General features: G+C 43.8%; 12 protein-coding genes. 4 read left to right on the forward strand and 8 right to left on the reverse strand.

What is annotated here, in order from left to right; translation table 11 throughout:
* Positions 1–11 precede the first annotated feature (11 nt).
* Genes MKX60_RS02365 through MKX60_RS02375 form a run of 3 tightly spaced genes read right to left on the reverse strand, consistent with a single transcriptional unit; the run spans position 12 to position 3,094 of the window.
* Positions 12–1,043, reverse strand: coding sequence for an ABC transporter substrate-binding protein (locus MKX60_RS02365; RefSeq protein WP_341059005.1), 1,032 nt, complete (start codon positions 1,041–1,043; stop codon positions 12–14).
* A 22-nt stretch (positions 1,044–1,065) separates the two neighbouring features.
* Positions 1,066–2,520, reverse strand: a complete 1,455-nt coding sequence (locus MKX60_RS02370; protein WP_341059006.1) for an aryl-sulfate sulfotransferase — start codon at positions 2,518–2,520, stop codon at positions 1,066–1,068.
* A 28-nt stretch (positions 2,521–2,548) separates the two neighbouring features.
* Positions 2,549–3,094 carry a MarR family winged helix-turn-helix transcriptional regulator gene (locus MKX60_RS02375; RefSeq protein WP_042193136.1) on the reverse strand — a complete coding sequence of 182 codons (546 nt, stop codon included), beginning with the start codon at positions 3,092–3,094 and terminating at the stop codon, positions 2,549–2,551.
* Between the two features lie 406 nt (positions 3,095–3,500).
* On the opposite strand from MKX60_RS02375, the gene MKX60_RS02380 reads away from it, so the two are divergent.
* From MKX60_RS02380 to MKX60_RS02390, 3 genes are read left to right on the forward strand one after another with little or no spacing between them, the layout of a single operon-like run.
* Positions 3,501–4,244, forward strand: a complete 744-nt coding sequence (locus MKX60_RS02380) for a metal ABC transporter ATP-binding protein (protein WP_218640868.1) — start codon at positions 3,501–3,503, stop codon at positions 4,242–4,244.
* Positions 4,237–5,079, forward strand: a complete 843-nt coding sequence (locus tag MKX60_RS02385) for a metal ABC transporter permease (protein WP_042184200.1) — start codon at positions 4,237–4,239, stop codon at positions 5,077–5,079. Before MKX60_RS02380 ends, MKX60_RS02385 begins: the two co-directional genes overlap by 8 nt.
* A complete protein-coding gene (locus MKX60_RS02390; RefSeq protein WP_076299916.1) occupies positions 5,076–5,996 on the forward strand; it encodes a metal ABC transporter substrate-binding protein in 921 nt (306 codons plus the stop codon). The genes MKX60_RS02385 and MKX60_RS02390 overlap by 4 nt, the downstream gene beginning before the upstream one ends.
* A 54-nt stretch (positions 5,997–6,050) precedes the next feature.
* On the opposite strand, the gene MKX60_RS02395 is transcribed toward MKX60_RS02390, so the two are convergent.
* The 5 genes from MKX60_RS02395 to MKX60_RS02415 all read right to left on the reverse strand — a co-directional run bounded on the left by MKX60_RS02395 (position 6,051) and on the right by MKX60_RS02415 (position 17,342).
* Complete coding sequence (locus MKX60_RS02395; RefSeq protein ID WP_341059007.1) at positions 6,051–7,520, reverse strand: stalk domain-containing protein; 1,470 nt, start codon at positions 7,518–7,520, stop codon at positions 6,051–6,053.
* 34 nt (positions 7,521–7,554) lie between these two features.
* Positions 7,555–9,372 carry a FecR family protein gene (locus MKX60_RS02400; RefSeq protein ID WP_341059008.1) on the reverse strand — a complete coding sequence of 606 codons (1,818 nt, stop codon included), beginning with the start codon at positions 9,370–9,372 and terminating at the stop codon, positions 7,555–7,557.
* Positions 9,369–11,129 carry a CHASE2 domain-containing protein gene (locus MKX60_RS02405; protein ID WP_341059009.1) on the reverse strand — a complete coding sequence of 587 codons (1,761 nt, stop codon included), beginning with the start codon at positions 11,127–11,129 and terminating at the stop codon, positions 9,369–9,371. The genes MKX60_RS02400 and MKX60_RS02405 overlap by 4 nt, the downstream gene beginning before the upstream one ends.
* Positions 11,130–11,145: 16 nt before the next feature.
* Positions 11,146–11,364, reverse strand: a complete 219-nt coding sequence (locus tag MKX60_RS02410) for a hypothetical protein (protein WP_340973778.1) — start codon at positions 11,362–11,364, stop codon at positions 11,146–11,148.
* Between the two features lie 179 nt (positions 11,365–11,543).
* A complete protein-coding gene (locus tag MKX60_RS02415) occupies positions 11,544–17,342 on the reverse strand; it encodes an S-layer homology domain-containing protein (protein WP_341059010.1) in 5,799 nt (1,932 codons plus the stop codon).
* Positions 17,343–17,597: 255 nt separating this feature from the next.
* On the opposite strand from MKX60_RS02415, the gene MKX60_RS02420 reads away from it, so the two are divergent.
* Complete coding sequence (locus MKX60_RS02420) at positions 17,598–17,987, forward strand: hypothetical protein (RefSeq protein WP_076299921.1); 390 nt, start codon at positions 17,598–17,600, stop codon at positions 17,985–17,987.
* The last annotated feature ends 31 nt before the right edge of the window (positions 17,988–18,018 follow it).

Here is an 18,018-nt window from a genome sequence, read left to right on the forward strand (position 1 = left end):
GCTGAACCCTCCTATTTCTTATACGTGACTTCTTCCGGCAAAGCTTTGGTAAGCGGTTCAAGATTCAGCTTGCTATCCAGATCGAAATCCTTCTCAATGATTCCAGTGTCGACCATATATTTCTTCTGCTTCGTCAGACTGTCATACGCCGCCTGTGTGAATCCGAGCGCCCATGGATTGTTCGGAAGATCTTTGATCGTCGATTCCTTAGGCTGCTTCACTTCCTCGTACATCAAATCAGCAACCTCATCTGGATGGGCCTGGGCATAGCCCCCTGCTTCATCCACTGCTGCGAGAAAGTTCGAGATCCCCTCTGGATTTTTTGTTACAAAATCATTCCCTGCTACAATGCCCATCCCTAACCGTACGGTTGTTTTGGACATATCCGTCAGCTCATGTACGCCTGAAAGGGCACCCAGCTTATCATTAAGAACTGAACCATAGAACCATGCACCATCCACAGCCCCCTGCTTCAAAGCGATATAAGATTCGTCAAAGGCTCCCTGCCCTATCAATTCCACATCACTGAGCGCGATGTTATGCTCTTTTAAATATTCATCCCAAAGGTACGGAATGAAGGTTCCACGAATAAAGCTCAGCTTCTTGCTTTTCAATTCCTCAGCTGTCTTGATATCATCCTGTACGAATAGCTTCCATTCTGTAGAAGCTTCATCTGTCGCCAGACCCGCAGAGGCGATGATAGCGTAATCTCCCTTCGACACTGCGTTCAGCAGGGGAAAATCCGCCCCGAAAGCCACATCTACCTGTTTAATGAAGAGTGCATTTACACCTTCTGCCGGGGAACCAAAGTTGACTAGTTCGGCGTCTATCCCGTGTTTGGCAAAGATACCTTTATCTAATGCCACACGAAAGGTTGGATTCGTATTGATGTCAGCGATTTTAATCTTCAATGTCTCTTTTTTGCCGTTCAATGCTCCATCTTTAGAGGACGACGCATCACCTTTGGAGCTGCAACCTGATAATAGGATAACAACGGATAAGGATAAGAGCAGAAAGCTTGAGCTGATCCATGACTTTTTCACAACGACATCCCCCTCAAATGTATTAGTTGGCTTTGCGGCTACTACCTTCATCAGTCGTCGCCACACAAGCAGCCCCCTCAACAAACGGCAAGGTGGTCGCCACGCTTACTACAGAATCCGAACCTTTAGGAGCGGCCCCTGGCACTCTGAACTGCGTGACATCTATCGGCTCAATCGCTTGTTCTTCCGGCTTCTCCAGCTGTGGTACCCACGCATAAGGCACACGATAGGAACGGTAAACCATGTTTGTATTTCTGGAATCGTTATACGGTGAGATATATTCCCAGACCAGTTCATGCTCTGGCGTAACCTCGAAAAGTCTACCGTTAGATCCTTCCGTTATTAAGGTGTTGCCATTCGGAAGCCGCTGGGCGGAGCTAATATAAGGACTATAGAATTTATAAGAATCCGTCGGAACAGAGAAGCCTGCTTCTGCCGCGGTATACTGCCATTCAATTTCGAGTGTCACTGGATTAATCTCTAGAATTCGAGAGTAGTCGCGGAGTGCATTTTTTTGCCCAAAGGGTGAAGATGGATTGGGAAGACCATAACCGCCCCAACCTCCGTTATCAAATACGAGTAGGTTTCCTTCTCCCGGCAAGCCCTTCGGAATGATGTGCGCATGATGCTGGCCAATGATCCAATCGATATGCTTCAATTCTGGCAGTGAGTAGTCTGGACCGATTCTCCACACGATAGCCCCGGTACGCTTATCTGTAATTGCGATAATATTCGCTTCCCGTGCATCCCAGATCACGTTATCTGGATGGAAACGCTCATCGCCTGCATCGTAAAACTTATTAGGTCCTACATACGAAGCTGAATTGATATGCAACCAGTCACCCACACCGCCCCCCAGATTCCCGAAGGAGCGTGAGTTAGGATCACGGAATAAGACGTTTTTCGCCGCTTCATCAAAGCCTAGCTCTGCAAAATGTTCATTCGGAGCCCACTCCCAAACGATATTCCCTTCCCAATCCACTTCGATAATCGTGTCATCCAGCAGCTGCTTGTCGGAGATTTGGTGGTTGTAGATATTTTTGTGAGCGAGGATTAGGGTTTTGCCACCGTCAACCTTAGGCTCTAGCCCTGGTGCAAAATAACCTACTGGATTGCCCTCGCGCTGATAGTCATGATGCTGGCGGGCATACCAGAGCGGTTCATAACCCGGATCTTCTATATGTTCATAGCTGTTATATTTCCATACGATGTTACCGTCCCAATCGACCTGCACCAGATCTACATTATCCTGAATGCCAAATTTGGGATCTCTCCTTCCTGTACTGCCTAGCACATAACCACCAGGGAAGATTTTAGCCGGAAACCCAAGCAGCCCCTTCCACAGATGCACTTCTTTACCGTTCATATCAATCAGTACAACACCTTCTTCACCCGCTTGAAATACGGTATAGCCACTCCACGCTTTGCTCGGATTAAATACGGTTGCTCCAGTTGGAAATATGGTTGAATGTCCCATCGTTCATCTCTCCTACATTTAATTTATTTTAATAGCTAAGATAATTACTTTTCTTTGTGACTGCACGTGGCTTCTGTTCAAGGTTTGGAGAAGCTTCAGCCTCAGCATTCTCCTTCACCAGCTTCAGCAAGATGTCTGAGAATCCTTCGAGATTACTAATGATCCGCTGATAAAAGTGACTTTGCTGCACCAATTCCTCTTCCGTGAACCCCTCAAACAGAAGCGAAATACATCGTTCCCCAATGTTGCTGTTAAGCTCTGCCATCTTCCGGCCTTTGTCTGTGATGTCCAGCATCACCGTCCTGCGGTCCCCTTCCTTACGTCTGCGTACAGTAAATCCGCCTGCCTCAAGCTTATCGCTCAAAGCTGTGATCGCACCTGACGTAAAGTCCAGTTCATCTGCTAAATCCCCAAGCCGCTGTTCACCCTCGCGAATGATTTTATGTAGAATCAGCATGCCGGGTAAAGAGATGCCTGCTACTGCAACCTTATCCCGTTCCTTAACAAATCTGCGGACCATCTTGCGGAATACCCAATCCGTCTCCTCCAGCTGTCTCCAATACGTATCGCTCATTCTTACCTCATCTCTCTCCATAGCCAACAAAAAAAGACTCCCAGCACAACTCCCAGGCAAGGGAAAAGTGCGGGAGCCTTTGGCGGTCCAATCGGCTCAGATAAATTATTTCACTGTTCATTTAATTAGTGTTTAAGTATTGTTGATATCATATAACCCTTTATTCCTACCTGTCAAGTATGCATTTTTAATTCTAAAAAAATCACCCCAGTACCGGTGCAGATCGCATGCTTGTACTAATTCAAAATCAAATAAATTTTAAGCTTTTTCATTGACATTTTGCCCATTGTTAAATATATTGTACCTAAGAATAAATGTTTACCTAGGGAAACAAATTAGATAATAAAAATAAATGTTTCCAATAGGAAACAAATCAATAAATTTCATGACGAGGAGCTTTTTAATGATTGAGATTAGAAACCTAAACGTGGATTATTTCGGTAATTCAGCGCTAGAAAATGTAAATATCGATATCCCCTTTGGGTACACCATCGGAATTATCGGGCCAAATGGTGCAGGAAAATCGACATTCATTAAGTCATTGTTAGAAGTAATCAAGAAAAGAAGCGGGACGGTGAGGGTAGAGGGAAAAGACATTTCTGAGTATAAACGGAAGATCGCATATGTACCGCAAAAAAATGATATTGACCTTACTTTTCCAATCACAGTGAACGATACAGTGCTAACTGGAACCTATCCAAACTTAAGAATCTTCCAGCGCCCCGGGAAAAAAGAGCGGCAACGCGTCGAGGAATGTATGGCCATGGTAGATATAAGTGATCTTGCAAATAAACAAATTAGTAATTTGTCTGGAGGACAACTACAAAGAGTTTTTATTGCCAGAGCGCTTGCCCAAAAAGCAGATGTATTTTTTTTAGACGAACCTTTTGTCGGCATAGATCTAGTCAGTGAGAAAATTATTGTAAAACTGCTTAAACAGCTTCGCGAAGAAGGGAAAACCATATTGATCGTTCATCATGATTTACATGAAGTCGAAGAATACTTTGACAAAGTAATCATTCTCAATAAAAAGCTTATTGCTTTTGGCGATGTGAAAGACACCTTTACAGCCGACAATATCCTCAATGCTTACGGGGCTTCCTTAGGTAATCTTGTAATCAAAGGAATGGGGGGCACCGAAAATGATTGACTATTTCTCATCATTATTAAACATTCCGATCTATGCGCTTAACGCCGGATTGTCTGCTATCATTCTTGGCATTGTTTCAGGGGTTTTAGGAAGTTTTATTGTACTCAGAAAGATGTCATTAATGGGCGATGCTTTGTCTCATGCTGTATTACCAGGTGTGGCGTTATCTTATATTTTAGGGATTAACATTCTTGTGGGAGCTTCATTGTTTGGACTTTTAGCGGCCATCCTCATTCAATTCATAACAAGTCGCAGCAATATCAAAAGTGATACCTCGATCGGAATTATTCTCAGCTCATTTTTCGCTCTAGGAATTGTCTTAATCACTTTCGCCAAGAGCGGGCTTGATTTAACTCACATTTTATTCGGCAACATCTTAGCCGTCCCGCAGTCCGAGTTAATGCAATCATTTATTATCATGCTTGTTGTTATTGCCATCATTTCATTGTTGTATAAAGAGCTTTTAATTAGCTCGTTTGATCCTGTCGTCTCTAAGGCATTTGGTTTAAAAACGGGATTCTATCATTATTTATTGATGATGCTGTTATCCGTGGTTACTGTGTCCTCATTATCTCAAGTTGGAATTGTGCTTGTTATTGCAATGCTAGTTATTCCAGCAGCTACATCATATCTTTGGACAAATAAGCTGATCCATATGATTATCCTGGCTTCCACCATCGGCGCTGTATCTGGAATTATAGGTGTGATCATTAGCTTCAGATTCAATTTACCTACAAGTGCCACCATTGTTCTAGTAGGGGTAAGTTTGTTCGCTATATCATTTATTATCTCGCCCAAAAATAATTTTCTAAGAAAAGGGGTTAAACAAGGATGAAAAAAACAATAAAGATGCTCTCTTTGACAATGTTCATCTTACTATTTACCGCATGTTCAAACGTTAGTGAGGGAGAAGCAGACAATGACAAGTTGAAGATTGTTGCAACCTACTCCATTATCGCGGATATGACCGAAAACATTGTAGGGGAAAAAGCTGAGGTCTATAGCATGGTTCCCATCGGAACAGACCCGCATATGTACGATCCATTACCTAAGGATACAAGTAAAGTATCTAGTGCAGATTTAGTTTTTTATAACGGATTGAACCTGGAAACAGGTAAGGGGTGGTTCCAAGACCTTCTTGATGTCACTAATAAAAAGGATGTCGCTTTTGCCGTCTCAGATGAAGTAACTCCAATGTACCTAACAGAAAAGGGCAAAGAAACTCAAGAAGATCCTCATGCCTGGCTTGATGTTCAGAATGCTATTAAATATGTAGATATCATCACTAAACATGTAATCGAAAAAGATCCGGACAACAAAGAATTTTATCTGAATAACCAATCAGAATATGTTAAGAAACTTAATGAATTGGATCAATATGCAAAAGAAGCGGTAGAAAAAGTCCCGCAGGAGAAACGTATTTTGGTTACAAGCGAAGGGGCATTTAAATATTTTTCAAAAGCCTACGGATTTGAATCCGCATTTATTTGGGAAATCAATACCGATAGTCAAGGAACGCCAGAACAAATGAAAAATATAATTAAAATCATTGATGAAAATCAAGTGCCGGCTTTATTTTTGGAAACGAGCGTTAATCCGAAAACAATGGAAACCATCTCCAATGAAACGGGTGTACCGATACATTCTAAGATTTTCACCGATTCTTTAGCTAAGAAAGGCGAAGAAGGCGACACATACATTAAGATGATTAAATGGAATATTGATAAAGTCGTTGAAGGATTGTCGTCATAAAAAAAGGCTGTCGAGATTTTTCTCGACAGCCTTAACTTTTATAATAACGAACCATTATTGGCCACTTTCCAGCACAATTGCGTGACTGTCCTCATCATAAACCTGCATAAAAGCTGAAACCGTCGGCAAATATTCAGCTGCCACATACAAAGTGCCCTTTATGTTTTGCACATTAAGACTTGCATCTGGCTTTAGGGAAAGTATCCACTCCCCTTTGCTAATCATCGTCTCTTTGCTTGCCGAATCCCAACGAATGTCCGCTCCCCATGCGCTAAATAGCGCTCTAACCGGCAAATAAATTTTGCCGGATTGCTCAAGTGGTAGATTGTTAGTATTCAATTTCACCTGTACTCCGTCCAACCATACTTGCATCTCCTTACCCACTGGTAGTAGCGAGACTGCATCGAGCAGATCACCCTCGCTACGCAGTGGCTTAAGGGCTTGCAAATCGAGACTCAATACCTTCAGCTTGTTATTCAGCGTATCCGTCACATACAATTTCCCGGAAGCAAACGCAACACCGGAAGGCTGATTAAACATCACTTTATCCAATGCTCCAACTTGATCTCCCAAGGTGCCCTGCCCTGCAACTGTGATGACTCTTCCATCTTTCTGAATGGCCCGAACCCTATGGTTCAGACTATCAGCAATCAGCAAGACTCCATCGGCATAGGCGAGTCCACGAGGACGATTGAACAGCGCAGACAGACGATCTCCATTGTGGAACCCTCCAGCCATATATCCAGTCACTGGATCAACTGTCGTTGCTTTGCCCGCAAAGGTCTCAACCATATTGCCTTTAATCAATCGAATCATCTGATTCCCACTGTCAGCCACATAGAGATTACCGGTTTCATCGAACACAAGACCCACGGGCTCATTAAATTTGGCCGAAGCTACCGAACCATCTAAATAAGCACCAATATTACCCTGCTGACCTGCAAAAGTAGTCACAATACCTTCCGGTGTAACTTTGCGAATCACATGATTCAGCGTATCGGCTACATATACATTGTCATTACTGTCTATTGCCAATCCACCCGGCGCGTTAAACTGCGCGGTATTGGGTTGTCCATCTTTATAGCCAGCCGCTCCCGTTCCTGCGAAGGTATATACTTCTCCATTCTTAATTTTACGGATGACATGATTGTCGGTATCACTGATATAGATAATGCCTTTACTGTCAGCAGCGGTATACGTCGGATGATTAAACAAGGCCTTTGCACTCTTCCCATCGATATATCCTTCTGCACCTTGTCCAGCCACTGTCTGCAGCTCACCATTACTCCACTTGCTGATAGTACCGCTTCCGGACTGTACGATAATGAGATCATTGCTGCCAGATACAGCAGTCAATCCCCATGGCTGTTTAAGAGAGAGTACAGCGTTAGAAGAGATATTCTGATTTATACTCCCTTGAACATTGCCGCTTACGGGTTGTACTGCCTCTGCGGTAACGATGCTAGATGATACTGCGCTTATGAGCATAAATCCACAAACGATGGAGATGAGTTCCTTTTTCATTATGTTTGTTCTCCTCTCGAAGGTTATTGCGCCTTTAAAATAACAAAGATAATCTAATCTGGAGGTTGTCTACTACTACCTCTACAGGGCCGTTTTCTGTATCTTCAATCCTCACGAGAGGAATGGTAACGATATAAGGTTCGGGAAATAATCCATTCAAGAACTCCGGAGTAAGTTTAAGCACAAAAGTATTCTCACCGTTCCGCTCCAGTACATAATCTGTATCTTCTAGTGGAGATGGATCTCCTAGATCATATTCATAACGATATCTAATCTCCCCTACATCATAACCCAGCGAATGGATGATAAATTCTGGTGCTTCACCTTCACCTATAGGGCCAGTATGGTTAAAATAACTCGGAGTGATCATTCCCTTGTAGGTAAAACCGCCATCTGCTATCAGTTGATCCTCTTCCTGTACATCACCCCCGGAAAGGGCATTCTTTAACAAACCGCCGTTCACCTTGATTTGAACGAAAGAGCTATAAGGAAGTGATTCACGCAGCTGAATGTGAAGCTTATTCTCTCGAATATATACCTCACCTAAATCGAGCTTGTCCTCACTTTGATTCAAAGTAACACTCACCCCATCCCTCGCAGCATTAGGATTAGTGTCATCTGCGATATTAAAGAATAACGGTGCTGTAAACGGCAAAACAATCTTATTATCACGGACGAGATAGTCATAGATATGTTCTCTAAATTCCTGCTGGTCTAGCTCAGGCGCACCTAGGGGATTTGGTGTTGGCTCCGGTGTTGGTACCGGCGATGGTGTTGGCGTTGCCGTTGGTGTTGGTGTTGGTGTTGGTGTTGGTGTTGGTGTTGGTGTTGGTGTTGGTGTTGGTGTTGGTGTTGGTGTTGGTGTTGGTGTTGGTGTTGGTGTTGGTGTTGGTGTTGGTTCCAGCGTCGGCGTCGCTGTTGGCTCCGGCGTCGGTGTTGACGTCGGTTCCGGTGTCGGCGTTGGTGTAGGTCTCGTCGGCGGTGTTGGTCTCGTCGGCGGTGTTGGTCTCGTCATATCTAAGGGAGCTGAACTAGATAGATCATAGTTAATCTGAGGTGGAATTGTTGGAATAGGCGGACTTGAGTGAACGGGAATAGCGGCTTTGATTTGCTCGAGTAGTTGCTCGATTTTTTTCTTAGCCGATTCGAATTCCAATACCTCTTCTTCGTTCAGATATTTCAAATGCTGCTCTAGCGCAAATTGTGGTAATGCATTTAGGGACAACTGCGACTCTATCCATTGTTGATTCTCCATAATTAACTGCTGGGAGGCTGTTATCATACGCTCAATCAGCGTGGGATCAATAGTCGAAACTACATGAACTGTTCCTTCCAGAACTCCCAGATAATCGCCGTTATTCCCTACCCCATTATTAAGGACTACGTTACCTTGGCTATTAACGCTAACAAAAAACTCTGTACCCATAACGCCCATAATAGCCGTTGGTGTCTCAATCTCAAAGCGAGAATCGCCATCCAGTTTCTTTTTTACCTTGATCAAGACTTGTCCGTTTTGCAGCTTTAGACTTGTCTTACCGCCCAATGCCTTTGCGCTTTCTACTAATTGGCTAATGGTAAGCGTAGTACTGGCTCCGATCGTAACTTCTTTGTTAGCATCAAGATCGAGGCTAATTTGCCCATCATTGCCTGTTATAATCGTATCACCTTGGGTAATCGCCATTCCTTTAAAAGCGTTGAATTTCTTCGTTCCACCGCTCTTTTTCACTTCAGACTTGCCCGAGACCGCAGTTATTTTCCCAACTTTGACGCTATCCTTCGCCTCTGTGACAACTGCTGGCCAAAGAATACTGAACAACAGCATAAACGACAGTGTAAGCTTTAACGACCTCATCTCAATCCCTCCAGTTCATAGACACTGATTCCTTGTTCCTTGCCCTTTAACTTGATCTCTCCTAATGAAACGGCTGATACTCTATCTTTTACAAAAGCGTAGGTAGCCTCACTGATGAGGATTTGTCCAGGCTTCGCATTGCTTTCCAGACGGGCTGCCGTGTTGACGGTGTCGCCAATCGCTGTATAATCCATCCGGGTCTTGGAGCCGATATTCCCGAATACAGCTGGACCAGTATGCACCCCGATACCGAATTTCACTACAAGACCAAACCGTTCGAACAGCTTTTGTTCCACCGCAGCCGAGCCTTCCTTCATCGCCCACGCCGCCTTCACCGCTTGCATTGGATGATCCTCCAGCAGCAATGGAGCATTAAAGATCGCCATCGTGGCATCCCCGATAAACTTGTCCAGCGTGCCATCATACTTAAAAATACAACCCGCAGTCAGATCCAGATACTCATTCAGAATCTCAACAATCTCCTCTGGTTCAGCAGCCTCCGATAACGGAGTGAACCCGCGAATATCAACGAATAACAGGGTTAGCTCTCTGCGGCTTCCTCCCAGCTTCAGCCCTTCTTGACCGTTCTTGAGAATTTGATCGACAACCTGCGGAGCAACATATCGACCAAAAATATCCGTTACTCTACGTTTCTCCATCAGTTCTTCTAAATATTGAAAAGCTATTACGATAATACAACTAACGATTAGAAAGGGAATCACATAACCCAGTGAAATTACTATACCTTGGTCATAGAAAAAACGACCTGCAAAGATAAGAAGTGCAATGATGACCACAATGACTGCGTAGGAATATAGCATCTTCACTTTACGGAATAGTAGATAGGCTAGGAGCGCAACAAAAAGCAACACTACCTCGTTCCACTTCCAATCCAGTACCCGCTTATAATTATCGTCCAGTAGAGATTGAATGATATTTGCATGAATTTCCACACCATATAACGTATTTTTTCCGCTAATTGGTGTTAGGAAGTCATCCTTAAACCCTGTAGCATAGGGCCCTATAAGCACAATTCTATTCTCAAAATAAGATGGTGGAACCTCTCCGCTAAGAACCGCCGAATAAGGAATCTCCTCAAAGTCGCCCTTGCCACCTGAATAAGGGATATAAAAGCGCCCAAAGTCATCCAGTGGGAGTTTCTGCGGATCAGCACTGCCCCCCATCGCCTCTCGATATTTCTGGTAGACCGTCCATGACAAGCTGTGAATAGACTCCCCTTCATAGTCAAAAGAATAAAGAGCCTTACGCACCACTCGATCAGTATCGGTAATAGTATTGATATGGGCGGTTGTAGCCGCGGCCTTCCGCAAAGCCTCAAACGGCTGGGATAGCTCCAGCGCTTCGATCTTTCCCTGCTCGGTATTTGGCGCAAATGTGCCATATACCGGCAAAACAACATTCTCCGCACGGGCCACAGCCGCAGCGAATTCTGTATCCGCCTCCGGGTCCTCCGAGCCTACAGGGAACGTAAGGTCAAAACCGATCACTGCTGGATGTCCCTCGGAGAGCGTATCTAACAGCTGTGCATGAACATTTCTGCTCCACGGCCAGCTGCCAAAGTCCTCCAAGCTCTGATCGTCTATCCCGATGATAGCAATCGTTGTATCCACAGACCGCTCGTGCTGCATCACGCGGTCTTGTAACAGATGATCAATGGAGTCAAGACTCCCTCTATACAGTAGAACCGCAAAAATTACCGTAAGTAGAAGCAAAATATGTGCTAACTTTACTCTCAAGGTTCGTTTCTCCAATCTATGTATTATGCAATGAGTCCGAGCCAGCGCTATAATAAGCGTTCAAATACGTTGGTAATTGATAAGCAAAGAAGAAGGGGGCAGTGGATAACAGAATAAGGAATACAAGCAATCGTGGATGAATACCCATTCCTGCGCCAATTGGAAGAAGTGCCGTAACAAGGAGAATAACTGCCGGATCATCGTGAATAACTAGTGTAACAACGAAAGATATCATTATGACTGCCAGCAGGAAGCTAGATTATGTCTATTAAAAATTTATTCAAAAATATTATATATGAAAAATCATATGAATAGTAAGAATTTCCTGCTTTGCTAGAAGAAAAGGAATATTGAGTGCAAAAAATGACAAAAAACAGGCCAGAGTTACCTCTGCCTGCCTTTGCCATACTATTCTTATAAATTGATTATTCCATATAACAGTTTTGCAATTTCAGCACGGGTTACTTTGCCACGAGGATCGAAATGATTGTCGCCCTTACCGTCAAGGATTCCCTTAGCTTGCAATTCACTTACCGCTTGCTTCGCCCACTCTGATACGTTGTTTATATCCTTAAAGCTTGCAGTAGCAGCAATGGAAGACTGCACTCCAGCTTTGTATTGTATCAATTTCTGCAGGACAACAGCCGCTTCTTCACGTGTAATTGCATCTTTAGGACGGAACTTGCCATCACTGCCTTGGATAAGTCCAAGCTGGACAGCTTTGTCTATCGATGATGCATAATAAGCATCTTTTGATACATCTGCAAAAGCACTATTCCCCGTAGTTTCACTTGTCTCATTCAATCCGAGTGAACGAATGGCTAGTGTAACAAAATCTGCACGGGTTACATTCGCTTGTGGACCATAGTGCGTATCGTCGATACCCTTAATCACATGCTTAGCCGTCAGCTTGGAAATGTACAGTTCTGCCCAGTGACCAGCGGTATCACTAAATTGCTTATGGTATTCCAGTACCGCGAAGGAAGAGAAATGATCTGTTGTAAAGGTAACGGTATTGCCTTTAAACACTCCACCCAAATATTCCAAGGTACTGCCATTTACATAATAGACACCCGCAAAATCTGTATCGAGCTTAGCAAGCTGTTCCTTCGTCAGCGTCAGGGTAATCGTAACAGCACCATTAAGCTGGTGGATAGCCGTTTCTTTGCCTCCTGCTGATGTACTGAGGTTCAGCGTAACGTTAGCTCTGGATGGGCTCATTCCAGAGACATTGGCCTGTACAGAAATCATACTCATATCAATGCTTAGTAGCAGCATATCACTGCCTGCCGGGATAGCTGGTAAAGAGCTTGTTGGTACGCTTAATGTAACGCTGGAAGACACAATATTCAGATTCAGCTTCTTGTCGGCAGCCTGTTCGATGCTCGTTGCATCAAGTGCAATTCTAATCTGATCTTGAGCCGAGGTTGCTCCGCCTACGCTAATCTTTAGGCTTCCCCCTGTAGCAGCTTCCTCTATCAGCTTCTTCAAGGCTGCAGAGTCAGCGGTATAAGTACCGTCACTTCCCAAGGTCAGTTCAATGCTTCCTTTTTCCGCTCCAGGTGTTGCTGTAGGACTCGGGGTCACTGTAGGCACTGAAGGTGCCGTTCCCCCTGGTGTTGGTGTTGGTGTTACATCCTCTTTTCCAGTGTAGAAGCCCCAAATGTCTGAAAGCACACTGCCAGAGTTATCATCCACGACTTTTGTATACCACTGGTAGTAGCTTTCTGGATTAAGCTTACTCCAAGTGACCTGAGTCTCCGCACCGCTCTCTACTTGCTGCTGGGTCGCGATTGTCTGATCACTGTAAACCTTAACTCCAATGTAATCGGTAGCTACACGTTTTGTTACAGGCTGCAGATCGAGATCTAGTACGAACTCATCTTTGCCCGGGAACTCATTTTCATCATAATAATTATAATCATCCAAGTAAGGCGAATAAGTCTTCACACGAAGCTTGTTGTTAGCTACATCGAACTGAAGCAGACGAATATAACCAAGTCCACCCTCTTCGGCACCTTGATAATCTGCCAGCATTTGATATACACTGCGGTCCGCAATGCCATCTCCATTGTCATCCAACTCATCTACTTTAAGCTCCGCATCATGATAATGACCGGACAAAGCTGCGATTACGTTCTTGTTAGGTTTTACAACCTTTTCAAAGATCGTATCGGCAATCGGTGCGCGGTTATTAGATACGAGCAGGTATTCATGAAGACAAAGAATCGCTTTACGTTCTGGATAACGAGCAACGATCTCATTCATCCATTCAATTTCTTCTTCAGCCAGTCCCCAGCCCATATATACGATAATGAAGTCATTTCCATTCGCAGATACTAAATCATAATGGCCTCGGTTGTTGTCATAGGATCCGCCAAAGGTTGGCATGTCCTTAAATCTCCATTCCCCAAAGTATTGCCAGAATTTCGTGTAATCTCCGGTTTGATGGCCTACATCATGATTACCCGCAAGAACACCATATGGAATACCTGCATCCTCGAGTACCTTCATATCCCGATCGGCTTCTTCCCATTCATATTCCTGATAGGATTTGTCCACTACATCTCCGGTATGAATTACATATTTCAAGTTCAAATTATCCTTATTGTCGGCAATCCACTTTACATTTTTCTGATAAATGTAAGGGTAACTTTGAGAATAATATTGCGTATCAGACATCCATACAAAAGAAAAATCATAGGTATCCTGCGTAACTGTAGGTGCAGTCTTAGTCGCGGACGCAATCTCATCCTGAACCATGACAGCAATGCTATCTCCGCTAGCGAATTCTCCAACAGTCACCGTAGATTTCAGTTCAAAATCCTCAGTACCAGCAATCAAATGATCCAGCTGTATCCACTTCTCTTCAGCAGGACTCCACGCGTAGAGACTTACTTTACGACCTGGAAGTGAATTACCCTTCCATTCAATATCCACACGATCTGAAGCCTTCACCGATTCATCCAGCTTAATTTCATAGCGCTGATATGGGAATTGCTCAACAGCATCGTTAATTAAGTACTGTCCGTCAACTGCACTTATTTTGCTGTATTCGTCACTGCTAAGGGCTTCTTCGCCCGCAGGAACGGATTGCTTCGGCGGTTCTGTATCGGATGCGTTCTTAAATCCAGTAAATCCTTGCTCTGGATGGTTACCATCGTACTTGAAGCCTCTATAGAAGGTAACATCCATCTTATCCTGGTTAGGATCTTCAACCTTAACCTTCAAGGTCGGATTCGTACCCACACCAATCTCCCAGTTCTGAGGTGAGATCAGGAGTGGTGCAAATGGATTTTCATTCGGTACATGGAATGTAATTACCTGTTCCACCTGATTACCTATCTTATCCAATGCGGTGATAGAAAGCGTATGGTCTCCACCGGACAGCTTTCCGGATGTAGTAGCATAAGGCAGTTCAATAACATTGCCGTCCAGCTTCACGCTAACTTTATCTACACCTGCGTAAGTATCCTTGATCTCAGCAGTAATTACGAAATTACCACGATAAGTTTTTCCATCTTCAATCGATGCTTTAATAGATGGTGGCGTGTTGTCTACAACTACGTTTGACGATACCTTGGATCCACCTTCGGTCACTGTTACTTTATGTTCTCCGTCCGTTACTTCTGTAGTATTCCAGTTATAAGCCTTCGAACGGAACAAATCAGATTTCAGATCGAACCGGAAGCCGATGGATTCATGCTTACCTGCGCTGTCCCCCATCTTAATTTCTTTATCACGTTCTGCATAAGCAGGGTCCCAAACTTCAGTACCGTCTGCAAGTAATAGGCGCACATTCTTTACTTCAAAATCATCTTTATTCTCCTCGGGACGAGGGTCAAAAGGCGATGATTTAGAGCCCGCCCGAATGTAGATCACATTATCCTTGCCCACTTGCAAAGCGGCAGAGGAGATCGGGAAGGTCAATGTCGTATACGTAGTAATCGGGTCCATAAAGGTGTATAGAATACTCGCATCCCCTAATTCTTCTGGTCCCATGGTGATACCGTTTTTGAAATAATAATCTACATTCTTCGCATCAAATACAAAGTAAACATCATTCTCAAGCGCGGCATATACCTCGTTATTGCCAAGTACCTTATTGTCGATGCTCAGGCCCACTTCATCAGCCTTTGCGGTAGCAGAGGTTCCTTTTACCGTCATAGAGCCATTAATGAATTGCCCATCCTTCACATTCAAACGAAGTGATGATTGATCTGGGCCACCTGTAATTTTCACTTTCATTACCGGAGATTCGGTCTCATTCGTGCCATCAGAAACGACGAAATAATACTGTATTTCATTTCTGCCGATCAAATCAGCAGACGACAATTTATAATGATACAAGCTATCGTTAAAGTCTTGAGATAGATTATGGCTGACAAAATCAGGCTGCTTATCCGAAGCTACCCTTACTTCTACAGACGTAACGGCTTTATTGTCATCCGCGAAAGCCTTCAAATCCAGACTCATCGACTGATCAATCTCCGTTACAGCAGTCAGATCATTTACCGTCGGATTTTCGGTATCCGGATCCACATGGATCGGTGTGTTAGGAAGCAGTGCAACATCTACCTGCCCTGGTGACGGAACCGCTGATCCTGTGCTAATCTTGAGCATTTTACTTTGCCCATTCACAGGATACTTGTATAGAAGGGCTTTATTTTCTTTGGTGTCGTCACCTTTAGCCCCACCATCATAGGTAAGATCAGCATCATAATACGCAGAGGAGATTTCTTTCTCGGTATTACTTTTGATTACGACGGCCCGGCGGCCAGAGTTCGCCATCCCATCGCTTTTGATTTGAAAGAGATTTGTGCCATCCATCAGATTAGTGTTGAATTCTGCATTAAAATCACTAGCGGTGTATGTACTGTTAGCACTATTAATAACCCAGAACACTACGGACTGCTGTGCAGGAATTACAAAACTCTCTTTCGTAGAGGGCCACTTCACATCGGAAGCATTGCCTTTATCAGGATAGCGATAATAGATCTTGTAGTTTTTAAAATCAATCGGTGCATCAGTATTGTTATATACCTCAATGAATTCAAAAGCATCGCTGCTCGTTCCTTTTACATTCGTCGAATTGGGCAGCAGCTCTGTAATTAACAGCGGTGGCACATTATTCGAATCAAATGCAGGCAGGTTCACATGAACAGAATAGCTCTCTGTTACATTGTTTACACGAATGCTGTAGTGCAGTTCTGGTTCTTCCAGTGCAGCCGCAGGAATCACGGCCGTGTATTCCCCCTCACCTTTTGAGGTCATGGTGATTACCGTATCTTTCACCTGAGAAGGAGAGCCGTATTGCAACTTCACTACCGGTAGCGTTCCGTCTGGTCCAATCTCTAGGTTCGTAATCTTCGCGGTGACGGGAAGATCCGCTGGATCCACACTGCTCTGCGAGTGGTGTTCAATTACCGGTTGCTTGTCTCCAGGTACTAGCTCAGGCAGTTGCTCTGGATCTACGGTTCCTGGTGTAGCCGCAACCGTTCCCGAAATCGCCATGAGACTCATCATAGAGCTGTCGGATTGCGAATACTTATAGAAAATCCCGTTGTTTTCCTTCACCTGTTCTTTTCCATAAGAAGCAGAGACAATAAGAGCATCTCCTGCTTTACTTTTAATTTGTAAGTTGCGCGGAGAAGTGTTTGCCATACCACCGCCACCGTTAATACGGAACAGGTTTACACCTTCCTGCAGAGATGCTGAAGGATTAAAGTTTTTGATGAAATCTTCGGCAGGAACACTCAGATTATTGCCGTTCATAATCCAGAAGACGATATTTCCATGCGCCGGTATGACCGCATCGCCATTTGGTGTCCAAGTATCTTTGTCATTATAAAAGAAATAATAATCCTTAAAGTTAACCGGCTCGTCCGTATTATTGTAAACCTCAACAAATTCGTAACCATCTACAGAACTACCATCCGCGCCTTTTACATTTTTAGTATCTGGAACAACCTCTGTAATAAGTAAAGAGCCTGGATTGGTTGGTGTCGCGTATACATCTGTCATTACAGTCGGTTGACTTAAAAGCGTGTTGAGCTCAACCTGTTCATCAAAATGTGCTCCTAATTCGGAAGATGTCTGCTCTGTATCCGGCCGCTGTTCTTCCGCATATCCTGCTGGAACCATGATCCCCAACATCAAACTACTTGCAATTACGCTGGATAGAAAACGTTTAGCTTTTGCTGTTATTCTCAAAACTCCGAACACTCCCCGTAAGTTTGATTGTGACCCTTCTGCATAAATATGCAATTTAGATCATCTGGAAATTATACTAGGGGTATATTATCGCTATATCATTTCAATGTTAAATCTTTAGGTTATCTTAAATATTGTTTAAGCTTCAGCTCAGCTTTCCGGGTTATAATAGAAATAAGTTAAACCACAACCATCACAGACACTTTCAACAGAAACCATAGAACGTTATTCGTAAAATAAGAAAAGAGGACTCTAATGGATATAAAAAGAGTGATTATAGTAGGAACCGTAGTTATAGTAATGTCTTTCGGAAATGCTTGGAGTAGCCTTACTGCTAACGCAAGCTCGTCAACTCAATGGTCCACCACAAGTGTTGCGGATAAAGACGAATTATTATTGAAAGCCCTTAACCAACCCACAGATGATGATCTGTACGATGCCTTATATGACGGCAAATCACTTCAAGATATTGCAATAGAACAAAACACAGATATTGAAGATGTGATCGATCTACAGGTAACCCAGCTAACGGAACAGCTAGATTCACGACTAGCCTCTGGAAGCATTACAGCCGAGCAGTATGCAGCACACAAAGCGGAGCTGAGGGACATCGTTACGGAGAGTGTTCTCACTTCTTTCGGCTAAGAAAGATACATATAGTGGCCGTATAACATTT

The sequence above is a fragment of the Paenibacillus sp. FSL R5-0914 genome (assembly GCF_038004525.1).
Taxonomy (GTDB): Bacteria; Bacillota; Bacilli; order Paenibacillales; family Paenibacillaceae; genus Paenibacillus_AQ.